The sequence below is a fragment of the Pseudomonas sp. GW458-11-26-14-LB4 genome (assembly GCF_059423925.1).
In genome coordinates, this window is record NZ_JBWKYU010000002.1 from 422,780 (window position 1) to 434,797 (window position 12,018).

General features: G+C 51.7%; 12 protein-coding genes. 3 read left to right on the plus strand and 9 right to left on the minus strand.

What is annotated here, in order from left to right:
- Positions 1-1,233 (plus strand): NADH:flavin oxidoreductase/NADH oxidase family protein, encoded by a 1,233-nt coding sequence (locus AC07XZ_RS04730; protein WP_102688016.1) that lies wholly within the window; start codon positions 1-3, stop codon positions 1,231-1,233.
- A gap of 333 nt (positions 1,234-1,566) precedes the next feature.
- On the opposite strand, the gene AC07XZ_RS04735 is transcribed toward AC07XZ_RS04730, so the two are convergent.
- From AC07XZ_RS04735 to AC07XZ_RS04750, 4 genes are all read right to left on the minus strand, one after another.
- The gene (locus tag AC07XZ_RS04735) at positions 1,567-2,328 is read right to left on the minus strand and encodes a DUF4435 domain-containing protein (protein WP_102688017.1); all 762 of its coding nucleotides are present in this window, start codon (positions 2,326-2,328) and stop codon (positions 1,567-1,569) included.
- Complete coding sequence (locus AC07XZ_RS04740; RefSeq protein ID WP_102688018.1) at positions 2,329-3,435, minus strand: AAA family ATPase; 1,107 nt, start codon at positions 3,433-3,435, stop codon at positions 2,329-2,331.
- Between the two features lie 465 nt (positions 3,436-3,900).
- Positions 3,901-4,794, minus strand: a complete 894-nt coding sequence (locus tag AC07XZ_RS04745; protein ID WP_173892815.1) for a hypothetical protein — start codon at positions 4,792-4,794, stop codon at positions 3,901-3,903.
- 225 nt (positions 4,795-5,019) lie between these two features.
- The gene (locus AC07XZ_RS04750; protein ID WP_102688019.1) at positions 5,020-6,177 is read right to left on the minus strand and encodes a hypothetical protein; all 1,158 of its coding nucleotides are present in this window, start codon (positions 6,175-6,177) and stop codon (positions 5,020-5,022) included.
- Between the two features lie 1,014 nt (positions 6,178-7,191).
- Between AC07XZ_RS04750 and AC07XZ_RS04755 the strand changes: the two genes are divergently transcribed.
- Positions 7,192-7,626, plus strand: coding sequence for a hypothetical protein (locus AC07XZ_RS04755; protein ID WP_007958899.1), 435 nt, complete (start codon positions 7,192-7,194; stop codon positions 7,624-7,626).
- Between the two features lie 182 nt (positions 7,627-7,808).
- On the plus strand, positions 7,809-8,102 hold the full coding sequence (locus AC07XZ_RS04760; protein WP_085745524.1) for a hypothetical protein: 294 nt from the start codon (positions 7,809-7,811) through the stop codon (positions 8,100-8,102).
- Between the two features lie 28 nt (positions 8,103-8,130).
- On the opposite strand, the gene AC07XZ_RS04765 is transcribed toward AC07XZ_RS04760, so the two are convergent.
- From AC07XZ_RS04765 to AC07XZ_RS04785, 5 genes are all read right to left on the minus strand, one after another.
- Positions 8,131-8,430: a hypothetical protein gene (locus AC07XZ_RS04765; RefSeq protein ID WP_102688021.1), complete on the minus strand. Its 300-nt coding sequence runs from the start codon at positions 8,428-8,430 to the stop codon at positions 8,131-8,133.
- Positions 8,431-8,513: 83 nt separating this feature from the next.
- Entirely contained in the window at positions 8,514-8,744 is a 231-nt protein-coding gene (locus AC07XZ_RS04770) for a hypothetical protein (RefSeq protein WP_007958902.1), read from the minus strand.
- Positions 8,745-8,864: 120 nt separating this feature from the next.
- Positions 8,865-9,095, minus strand: coding sequence for a hypothetical protein (locus AC07XZ_RS04775; RefSeq protein WP_007958903.1), 231 nt, complete (start codon positions 9,093-9,095; stop codon positions 8,865-8,867).
- A 71-nt stretch (positions 9,096-9,166) separates the two neighbouring features.
- Positions 9,167-10,792 carry an ABC-F family ATP-binding cassette domain-containing protein gene (locus AC07XZ_RS04780; RefSeq protein ID WP_102688022.1) on the minus strand — a complete coding sequence of 542 codons (1,626 nt, stop codon included), beginning with the start codon at positions 10,790-10,792 and terminating at the stop codon, positions 9,167-9,169.
- A 143-nt stretch (positions 10,793-10,935) separates the two neighbouring features.
- Positions 10,936-11,973 (minus strand): DNA topoisomerase IB, encoded by a 1,038-nt coding sequence (locus AC07XZ_RS04785; RefSeq protein ID WP_085745527.1) that lies wholly within the window; start codon positions 11,971-11,973, stop codon positions 10,936-10,938.
- Positions 11,974-12,018 lie beyond the last annotated feature (45 nt).

The window sequence follows — 12,018 nt, forward strand, 5'->3', positions numbered from 1 at the left end:
ATGAATGTGTTCGACACCCTGATGCTTCCAAACGGTTCGTCTATCAAGAACCGAATCGCCAAAGCCGCCATGGAAGAGAACATGGCGGACGCCGATCAGGCACCCTCCGAAGAACTGATGCGTCTCTACCAAGCGTGGGCCGATGGTGGTGCAGGCCTGATCATCACCGGCAACGTGATGGTCGACGGCCGCGCCATGACCGGACCGGGTGGCGTAGTTTTGCAGGACGATCAGCAACTGGCCAAATTCAAGCGCTGGGCGCGTATTGGTCGATCCGGCGGTGCGCAGTTCTGGTTGCAGATTAATCACCCAGGGCGGCAGATGCAGTCCAATCTTGGGCAAAAAACATGGGCGCCGTCGGCCGTGCCGCTGGATTTGGGCAAACTGTCCAAGCGTTTCGCCACGCCTCACGCGATGACCTCAGGCGTGATTAAGGAGGTCATCCAGCGCTTTGCGAATACCGCGCGCCTTGGTGAACAAGCCGGGTTCACCGGCGTGGAGGTCCACGCCGCGCATGGCTATTTGTTGAGCCAGTTCCTTTCGCCGTTGACCAACCAAAGGACGGACGAATGGGGCGGTTCCCTAGAAAATCGGGCACGTCTGTTACTCGAAATCGTCAAGGCGGTCAGGGCTGTGGTTTCTGCGGATTTCGCAGTGGCGGTCAAGCTCAACTCCGCCGATTTCCAGCGGGGAGGGTTTACCGCCCATGATGCGAAGAAGGTCGTTGAGCTGCTCAATGGCCTTGGTGTGGATTTGGTGGAATTATCCGGAGGCAGTTATGAAGCGCCCGCTATGCAGGGGGAGGCGCGCGATGGTCGCACTCTGGCTCGCGAAGCCTACTTCGTCGAGTTCGCCCGTGATATCCAAACTGTTGCCAGAATGCCGGTGATGGTCACCGGTGGTATACGTCGCCGCGCGGTGGCGGAAAACGTCGTGCAGAGCGGCGTCAATATGGTTGGGATCGGAACAGCGTTAGCCATCGATCCCAACTTGCCTCGGGACTGGCTGCTGGGCAAAGACAATGCTCCGCAATTGCCGCCGATTACCTGGAAAAATAAAGCCATCGCATCCTTGGCAAACATGGCGGTAGTGAAGTTTCAGTTACGCAAGCTGAGTCGAGAGAAAAAGCCCGATCCGAACGTTTCACCGCTGCGTGCGCTTATCCTGCAACAGCTCGGTATGGCATTTCGCACTCGTCAATATCGACGGTGGGTGGAAAACCGTTTGATGTGAGCCGATACGTTTTTTACTTGAAGAGCTAAGTTTTGTCGTATCGGTCTTTACTAGCAGGAGCGTCCGCTTTTGGCCGTTAGCGGCCACTTGCGAACGTCCGCTTTTGGCCGGTAGCGGTCGCTTGTGAGGGGCCGCTAACGGCCAATAGCTGCCAGTTGTATCCGGCAGCAACTGACCAGAAGCGGACATCTGCAAGGAACCGTTATCGGAGAGATAGCGAACTCAAATTATTAACCAGAATCAACCCCGGACATTACCTTTGAAAGTAAGTAACCAATCCGCTCTCACAGGCCTGGGTACTTTTACTTCGGGAAATTACTCAGCGGGATGGGACTATTTCTGAGCGAAAGACTTATCAAGCGCAGCTCTGATTTCCAATGATAGCCTTTGATAGTTAGCGCCCTTTCTTGCGGCACCTAGCTCCATCAATTGCATTGCGCCAAATTTAACCTCTCTACGCTTTGCAGATAGCTGACGAAGTAGCAGCGCGAATAACGACTTACCTCGCAGCACAGAACTGTACTTTTCAAGAATAGACTTTTTAAAAGCATCAGGGTATTGCTCCCCCTCCGCTAAGATTACTTGTGAGTCGTAGTAAATATTGTCATCAAGTATCTTTCCCGGATGTGTCCGAAAAGTAGAAGCGCCACCATTGATTTTTCTATATACAGCCAGAGCGTACCAGTTTACAAACTTGCTAAGGGAGCCAGTAAAGTGGTCGCGCTCATCTCTATTGAGAAGGATTTCTAATTCTCCGTCCTCATACATATCATTCTCAATGGAATAACCGCGAGTGGTGATTACACCGTCCGGCCTTTGATCACCGTCAAAATGACCATGCACCCATAGATCGTTATCGACTACAAACACGACTGGTGCAGGGGTTGGTTCGTTCTTAATTTTTTCGTAGAGTTCGAGAACGGCACCTTTGTTTCCTGCTGGAAGCATATCTACACCGTAATCTTGAAGATCTTCCTCTACTTTTCTGTAGAAGATTATATCATTTTTCCCTTCTACCAATACGGTCGGTATATAGCTGCGCTTTATCAGCTCAAAGATCTCGTTTACAGTTGGACGAGGCTTTTCAGAAGACATTCATTCGCCCCTATCGCTGCCCAATTGAACTTCTTTATCAGGATATTTCCCATAAATAAATGGCGAATGTGTCGCAAAAATGAATTGGTTACCTGAATTTTGAGATTTTAGAATTGGGTAGAGCTGCCTTTGCCAGTCGACGTGCAAACTAAGCTCAGGCTCATCAATCAATATTACACTGTTTTTATGGAAGGCATTATAGCAAATAAAACTGAGCATTTGCTTTTCTCCAGCAGATAGAGTGTCACTAGACACCGCGTCGGCTGCGTCGCCGAAGTTCAACCTCTTCCCAAAACTAATGCCCGAATGCTTGAAAAGCTTTTCAACCAATTTGCGAATTGCATCAAGCGGCTTGAGTGTTTCAGATCGAAATTCTTCAATTTTTTCAATTTCAGCTCTTGTTTCCGATAGCAGGGAGTCAGCGTCTTGTCGTACGCTTTGAGTTTTTTCGTATTGGCGTATCTTCTCAATCACACTCTTTGAAATAAGAGCTTGGAAGCTACTGACCTTTTCAGAAAACTCAGCGTAACGGCGCAGGAGAAGACTGGTCACATCTTGAGTGGAAATTGCCGAAATAAAAACATGCTCTTTCTGTGTAAGCTTTCGAGACAGCGAGGATAGAGTTTCATCAATTTCATTGTCACCTCTGAGCCCTGTTCTAGAGCCAGAGCTTTGACCCGTCGTCATAGAAAAGCCGCCTTCGATTCTCCTGAATGTGGGGAAGAAAATTGAGCTACCAATGGATGCTAGTATTGAAGTTGCTTTAGTTGCGGACGACTCAACCCATGGATAATGCTCACTTTCGTCTTCAGCGCTATCATATAAATAATTAACGCCGCTATGCTCAATATTAATAGAATAATTAGAGTTGGACGCTCTAGCAATCCTGCATGTATATTCATCAGTTATTAAAGTGCAAGTGCGGAACTCAATTTCCCTGAGGGCGAGACTGACATTTCCACTCATAATAAACCAAGCAAGCTTTAAAATAGTTGTCTTCCCAGAGCCATTGCGTCCGGTCAAGATATTTAGATCACTATTAAATTCATAATTTATATTTTCTTGAGTCCCATAAAGACCCGAGACGTGGATTGATATAAGCTTCAAGACTTTCTCCTTTAAGTCGTTAAATCCGAATGTTGACTAATCTTTGATTGTACTTTCGAAAGGGAATGATGTCTAATTGACATATATCCCTTAGCCTACACCAAGCCGTGAGCTGTCGCTAGATATCCATAAGATGCATTTTAAGCAAGGCTGTTTTGGGATAGCTGTGACTGGTCCCAGCGACAGCCATGAAACGAAAATCGTGATCGTAAGCCTAATCCCCCCCCTTCCTGACTCCTTTGGAGCGCTTTCAAGCCATTAAATTCTGTATTTATACGAAGATTGCGTTGCATGCTGAGGCCCATTCCGGTATCCAATACGTCCTAAAGATTGCTTAACCAAGCTCTTGCAATCATTCCGGGAATATCCCTATTGGGTATCTTTATTCGGCCCTTGCCTGCCATTCTCAGTTCACAGCTAGAGGCCAAATCAAGCTTTTCGACTCATCGCACGTGCGATTAAACTCTATTGGATTCGGGCTGGCTCAGCCTTTTTAGTTGCCTTAGCATTTGCAGCCGCCCGCAAAGCAGCTTTTGCGAGCTTAGTATGCTCTTTAAGCTTCTTAAGCGAGTAAGGAAGTACCAGTTTAACGGGCGACTTTATAAATTCGACTCCATGAGCCCGCTTATACGACTCACGAAGCGTGCTACTTATATTCGAACTGCTTATGAGCCTTACTATCAAGCCAGATCGTTCCATTAATGGTCGGAGTTGGTCGTCTTTCTTTGATACCAGGCAGCAATAAAAAATATATCTAGCTTCACCAAAGGTTATTTGACTGGAAACTATGTCCCAATAAGGCTTTCTTTCTTGATCGGTTGGAAGATCTCGCTCGATTAATTCCAGAATATTTTGAAGCGTACCAAGATAACGAGCTTGTCGAACAATATGCTTTTGAATTTCTACGAACAAATGATACTCGTACACGACTCGACCATGGTCGACCTGTAGAAAACTACTATGTCGTTTCATTGAGTCTGTAAATCTTTTGCTATAGTAATAAAGCGCGCCAATACCTTCGTGAGTCTTACCTTCAAAATCTACAACTCTTACGTCTTCCAGATTCCTTCTGCAAAGCTCCAGCAAACGATAAAACGAACCCTCGAACCTTTGAATTCTGAAAATCTCTCTCGATTCTGTTAGCTCTTTTCTTTGCAATAATATGGTTAGAATAATCCCTGCAAAAGCCAAACCGGAAAACAGAGAAGTTACCACGCCAAAACTATCGCCGAAAGTTCCAGCTTTTGCAATTGAGTATTCAGTTATTGGCCATGTTTTGTAGAGAACGAGGGATCCGTAGGAGCCGAATATTAAAAGCACGCCTATACCAACTGCAATTGTTATTTTTGTCAGATTCATTATCACCCCCTCAAGGAGAGCCGAGAGCCGAATTTTTCCAAAACGTCAGCACTTAGCAACCCGCTTCGCAAGCTATATTAGCCCCTCAAGCTCAAATCAATGCGCGAAATGAAAATGCATCAATCTTTCTGAGCACCTCTGAGACGCTTACTTTTTATATATCAGGCACGCTAATAGATGCGTAATGCCTTAGAACTTATAAGTTGATTTTTTTCTAGATGCATCCTATTTATAGAAGTCTGGATAAAATATACTGATAGGATTGCCAACGCTTTCAGGATCATCAATAGCCTTCCTTGCTTGATTCGCAATCTCTGCTCGATATGTTTGAAGCTTTGGGATTAAAGAGTATATATCGGTTGTATCAAAGACCAAGGTCCGGGATTGGTTTACATCAAAAGGAAGGCGGTCACTTTTTCTAATGATTTGTACTACCGGCAGCCTAAGTGCATGTCGCAGTGCCACCTCATAAAAGACATTAGGATTTAAATATGAAAGATCTGCAATCGCAAGCTTAGATCTCTTGAGATACTCTAGCACCTGAGTGGTGATCATACCCGGGTCACCAATATGGTCAGCACGAACTACGGTCAGCCCAAGCTCTTCTAATGCGGGTTGGACCAACGAAGACATAAACAAATCAGCATGCTTCCGCTCAATACTCTCTTCTGAACCTATAGGTGTGATATAAAAGCAAATTTTAGACCACTCTACAGAGTCCTCCTTTTGGTTTAATCCCCCAAGTACTTGCGGAGTATTTACCATCTTTGAAAAAGAGACGTCAGACGTTTTTTCGGAAAGTTCATCAATAACCTGATCTATAGATATTAGCGTCTCTGCGCCTCCAAGCGTTCTAAGTAGATCAAGGCCTTTTACATTAACAATAAAGGTATCTACACACTCATCAAGGTCGGGTACTTCGATGCTCGAGTCTCGAAGAAAGTCCTTTATAACTTCACGATCAGGAAGCCGCTTTTCTTTGTAATGATCGTAAAGTAATGAAAATGGTGCTACCCCTGCAATAGCTAACTCGAATGCAGCTTTACGACGTTCGCGCTCTGGGCGCGCTGGGTTTACTACGATCCTACCCTTTTCTGTCAGCTCTAAATGCTCGGCTGAGTAACCGCCCGATGTGATTCCATACTTGTTTGAGTTGGTAATCATCATCTTTGTCGCACCGCTACCCGGCGACTTATTCATATGTTGCATGAGCGTCAGGCGGCGCACTTTCTCACCCGCAGCGTATTGCATGATCGCTTCGCCTAACGACAAGGCATCCTCGAACGACGCTGCTGGATAGGGGCGAGTGCGCCTCGTACGTGCTGATTCCGCTGATTCGCCGTCTGCTTTAGCGGCATCATCAATTGAGCTCTCGGTAGCCATGTTATGCCTCCCTGCAGGTGGTTGGTAACTTTTAGCACAAGACTGTAGCTGGCAGAAGGCCATAAGAGAGATTAAAGGGTTGCATAGGGCTGTTGGTTAATTGTTGGCACAAGAACGCACAGGTTAAGGACTGAGAATGGATCGCTGGAGTGCTTCAATAACCGTCAGCTTCTGGCCGACAGCGGTCGCTCTAGAACGTCCGCTTTTAGCCGATAGCGGTCTTTGAAGACTGATAGGTGGAATCCTGCTTATGTTCAATTGACCCCTACACCTAGCCCAGGCGTGGGCACTCTTTCTTGCCACCTCGGAAACCGGGCCTCTATGAGCTGAGTCCACCGATCCTTTCTGCCTAGCTAGAGGAGGCGACAGTTACCAGTGATAGATCCATATCAATCTGTAGCCTATCTTCCACGTCCGGTCCGTCATCCCTGATCCACGCTCCGTACTGCTGACTGATCATCTTTCCATGAGTATGGCTCAATTGATCGGCGATCCAATCGACCGGCGCACGGTGACGGCCAGGCCTCTCTACAGCCCGATTTCTTTCCGCAATTTATTTTGAGGTGCTGATTTTGTTGTCTTGGAACGGATAAGAAATGTGTGCGATGCGGAAAAATCATGTCCCTAAATGCATGATTTAAAAGGAAAAAAATCTGGACTTAAAATCCCCCGCTCGTAAGGGCGTGCCGGTTCGATTCCGGCTTCGGGCACCATGAATATCAAGGGCTTGCGTGAGTTTACTCATGCAGGCCCTTATCATTTGCGCTCCGCAATTTCGGAGCCTGCTCCGCAACTCACTTGGTCGGGGTGACTTTCTTGCCGATCCTTTTCCGGGTGTCATTCTCCGTCGACACTTCGGTGGTGTGCCCGAGCTGCTCCTTGTTTTCCATAGCGCACAAGTATCGCGAAACGCGCACGGCTTTCTTTAACTCGGCCTAGCGTCGGGTTTTGTATTAAAGATTTCAGCTTTGCAGACGACATAGTGGTGTTAAGAACAATACGCCGGAGGAAAAAATGGGATTTTTCGACAAGGTCAAGGAGCTGGCTCTCAAAGCTAAATGCGGAGTTGGCATTCACGCCGGAGACTATGTCAAGGCTGTTAGTGGCCCGGCGTGTTTGCTGGAAAAAACATGCCCTGACTGTTTTGAGCATTTGACCAAACACAAGCATGAGTTTGGTGAGTTTACCTACAAGAACCATCATACCTGTACGATGATTCGCAACTGCGTACATTGCGACCACGAAGATTCAAAGGTGAAGCATGAAGATTTCGTCGAGATGGGCACGGATGATTTTTGCAAGGTGAAGGAAAAATGCATCAGATGCGGCTTCACTCAGGTGAAGAAGGAGGACCACTACATGACTGAGGTCTCCCGTAACGATACGCATAAAACGCTTTCGTGCATCCGGTGTAACAAGACCGAGACAAGGCAGTTAGAACGATACTGAGTTTGAAAACATCCAAAACCCGGCCACCGAGCCGGGCTTTTTATGCGCATGATTCTTGTCTGAACGCTGTTTTGAAAAGCCACCACCTTTTTCCCTTTCCTATCCCAGGTGTACTTTTCGGTCATTGCGAGCGAAGTGAGCTAGTGTTTCTTTCTGGCTCAACCGAACACAGGACAATGATGATGAAGCGACTGCTATTGAGCGTTTTGCTGATGTCTTCAGGCTTTGCTCAAGCCGGCATCCCGCTGTTGAACGCAACATGCCCGGGCAATATCGAGGTCCATGCTGACAAGGGCGGCCCGATCTATATCAACGGTAAAGAAGGGAAACTGAAGAAATTCAACGATAACGCCTTCGAAGCCAAAGGCAGTGGCGTGACCATCTCGCTGACGATCATGCCCGACGGCTCACCTGATGTTTCTTACACGGGCAAGAACAAAGCCAATGGGGTTTGTCAGGTGAAGGAAACAAAGTAATTCGGGTTGTTCCATTAATAAGCAATGATCAGCGGGGCGTTGAGCAAACAAAAGTTTGCCCAGTAAACCCTCTAGGCAAGCGCTGAAGTCCGGCCATCGCGGTCAACCGCTCGATCCACTCCGAACGCCAGTCGGACGCGGAGTGTGCAGCCCTGGAATGGCGAGCCGCGCGCCGCGCCGCATTGCGCTGGTCTTTGCGCGCATCCTTGTATGCGTCGGTATTGCGGCAGCTGCGGCAATTCACACGATTGAGTTCGCTGCTGGCGGAGAGGTTGTTGCCCTTGTGCCCGCAGGCCAGGTGCCCGTCGACTTTGAAATGAATGACCATAAGACGTCTCCTTGGTGACGTGTAAAGGTATTGACCTCTCACGACCAAGGACGTTCTTTATTCGCGCACCGTGAATCGATGGCCTACCTGAAGCGTGGCAACGGCCGGTCGATCGGTTTGAGCGATGACAGGGTGCTGCGAATCAGCGGGGTATCCTTTTCGATATCGTTCAGCCGGTCGCGGATGCGCAGGGCGGTGGGGTGCCCGCCTTGATGGTCGACCCAGTCGGCGATCTCTTTGCAGGCCGCGGCGAGGCGTGCTTCGCGGGCATCGAGCAAGGTGAGGAGAGTGGTGATGGACTCTCTTTCGGACATGGAACACCTCCGTTCATTAATCCGCTCGGTGGCAGCAAAAAGCCCGCGAAGGGCGAGCTTTCTGCCGTTGGGGCGCTGCTCCTTCAGCTGGTTTGAGTATAGACCCGTAAATGACAGCTATCAGCCCGACGACTCGGGGGCGGTCACTCGCGAGCTGGCGGCGTTGAGCCGATGACATTCCTTGCGGGCGTCTTCTTCCCGATCGTAGCCATCGCCGATGAAACCGCCGGTTCGCGTGTCGCAGATGCGATACCAGCCCAGGGCTTCTGCGGGCTCATGGAGAGTCTCTCCGGCGCGCCGGCCGTGGATGACGATCTTGTTGCAGCGCTTCACGACGAATATGTCTTCCATGGCGTCACCGCGGCTGATTCGTACCAGATCAACTATAGAAGCCCTGAGCAATCGTGCAAAAAATAGCCAAGTCAGTTCGTCGGGTGCAGTTGCCAGCCTAATGGGTGCCAGCGCAGATGGTGAGTCGGATTCAACGCCTCGAGGAAGTCCTGATCGTGGGAAACGGCGACAATGGCACCCGGAAATGACTGCAACGCCCGTTCGAACGCTTCCACCGACGGCAGATCCAGATGGTTGGTCGGCTCATCCAGCAGCAACAGCTGCGCAGGATCCGTTCGCCACAAGGCCAGCGCCAGTGCGGCTTTCAGGCGCTCGCCACCGCTCAACGAAACGCAGGGAGCCGTGGCGCGGCTTGCATCCAGCTGCAAGTGTGCGAGATAGCTGCGCAGGGTGCCCTCGGTCAGTGCAGTTCCTTGCATCATCAGCTGTTCGGTGATGGAACGCTGATCGTCCAGTTGCGCCAGTTGCTGATCCAGGAATGCGAATGGCACGTGAGTCGTGGCGGTTCCATCGACGGGTGTCAGTTCCCCGGCGAGCGCTTTCAACAGGGTTGATTTGCCACAGCCGTTGGGACCGCTGCCAGCGATGCGCATCGGGCCGTGGATCGTAAGGCTCAGTGCGCCGTTTGACAGCCAGGGCAGCCGAGCGTCAACCAGCGAGCAGATCTGGCGGTTGTTCGGCACCGCGCTCCCGGGCAGGTTGATCAGCACGCTGTCCTCGGGTTGCACCTTGGCGTAAGCCTCGCGCACCTGGGCATCGAGCTCTGACTTGCGGGCCTGATGACCCTGACGTACATGCCCCATGATCTCTCGCGCGGCGCCCTTGATCGCCACGTATTCGAAACTGGCAATGTTGGCGGTTTCGGCGTTGCGCCGCGAGTTGGCGGCGTGGCGCTGTATCGTGTCGTGTTCGCGCCGTAGCCGAATCCGCTCTCGCTGGCGTTCGCTTCTGGCGTGGTCGAGGCGTGCCTGCGCCGCGGCTTGATGGATCCGCTGATGCTCGCGGAATGCCGAGTAATTGCCACCGAATTCGATAGCCCCCGACGCGCTCAACTCGACAATCCGCAGCATCCGGTCGAGCAGCTGCCGATCATGGCTGACGACGATCAAACCAGTGTGCCAGCGTTCCAGTAAGTTCATCAGCCATTGTCGTCCTGGTGCATCCAGATGGTTGGTCGGCTCATCGAGAACCAGCAGCGGAGCCTGACTCAAAAACGCGCCAATCAGTGCGATGCGCGCTTGCTGGCCACCACTGAGGTTTCCGGTCTCGTCGGTGAAGGCGACTTCGGTCAGGCCGGCGTCATCGAGCAGGCGGCGCAGACGGTCCGCCAGATCCCATTGTTCGCCAATGAGATCGAAATCCTCGACTGATCCGCAGCCCCGGTTCATTCGGCCCAGAGCCTGAAGAATCGCGGCGCTGCCGGTGGACTCGGCGACCGTCTCGCCGGGTGCAGCGACAAAGCTCTGCGCCACGTAGGTTGTCGCCACGGCGCGCGTCACGCTGCCGCTGGTGGGTTGCCATTCTCCGGCGATCAGGCGCGCCAGTACGCTTTTGCCAACGCCATTGCGCCCGACGATGGCGGTCGGGGTGTGATCGAATTTCAGATTGAGTGCAGTGAAAATCGTCTCGCCATTGGCGAACTGAAAACCCAGTTGATTCAGGGAGACGAGAGCAGGCGTACGCGAGACGTGAGTCATCGGCACCTCCAGAAAATGTCGTGAACACTGACACGCGCCATGAATGGCGTGTCGCGATTACATTTTTGAAGGCTTAGTTGTTCACTTCTGCGGTCGTCCCGGGGAGGTAGGAGGGCGTAGCCTAGTCGAGACGGCCGAAGGCTTCAAGGCGTGCCTGCCTGCTCGACCATCCGCTCAAGGAATAGCGCCAATGCGACTTCTTCCTTGCGCAGGCCTTTGCGGATGCGCGGCTTCGGCAGCTCGGCCAAGGCGCCGAGCATGAAATGCTCGACCACCGCCGGGTGGATGTAGCACTTTCTACAGACCGCCGGCGTGTTGCCCAGTTGGCGGGCGACGCCCTTCACCATCTCGACCACATGCCGCTTGGCCTCGGTCTCGGATTCCCATTGCAGCTCCCGCAGAACCGCCAAAGCGAGGGCGCTGCCGGCCCAGGTTCGGTAGTCCTTGGCGGTGAAATCCGCGCCGGTCAGGGTTTGCAGGTAGGTGTTGACGTCAGAAGAGCTGACGGTATGCCGCTCGCCATTTTCATCCAGATACTGAAACAGGTTCTGCCCCGGAATTTCCAGGCAGCGCTTGATGATCCGCGCCAGTCGCCGGTCCTTCACCGTGATCTGATGTTCGATGCCGCTCTTGCCGCGAAACTGGAACAGGATCGCGCTGCCGTTGACCTCGACATGCCGGCTGCGCAGGGTGGTCAGGCCGTAGGAGCGATTGTCCCGCGCGTATTGCGTGTTGCCGACGCGGATCAGCGTGGCGTCGAGCAGCGTGATGACCGTCGCCATGACTTTGTCGCGGCTGAAGCCCGGCGAGGCCAGTAGCGCCTCCAGCTGTTTGCGCAGTTTGGGCAGCGCCAGACCGAACTCACGCAGACGCGAATACTTGTCCGCGTCGCGCACTTCGCGCCAGCGAGCGTGATAGCGATATTGCTTGCGCCCACGTGCGTCCCGGCCGGTGGCTTGCAGATGGCCGCGCGGGTCGGCGCAGATCCACACGTCGACGTAGGCCGGCGGAACAGCCAGTGCGTTGATGCGTTTGATCTCGTCAGGATCGGTGATGCGCTGGCCTGCGGGGTCGAAATAGGCGAATTTTCCGCGCAGTTTTTTTCGGGTGATACCGGGCTGTGTGTCATCGACGTAATGCAGATCCGAAGGCAACACTTCGGTGAGCGCAGTATCGGGCATGGCGGACTTCCTTCGCGTCAAATCAGGCTGTTAAAGCCATTGACC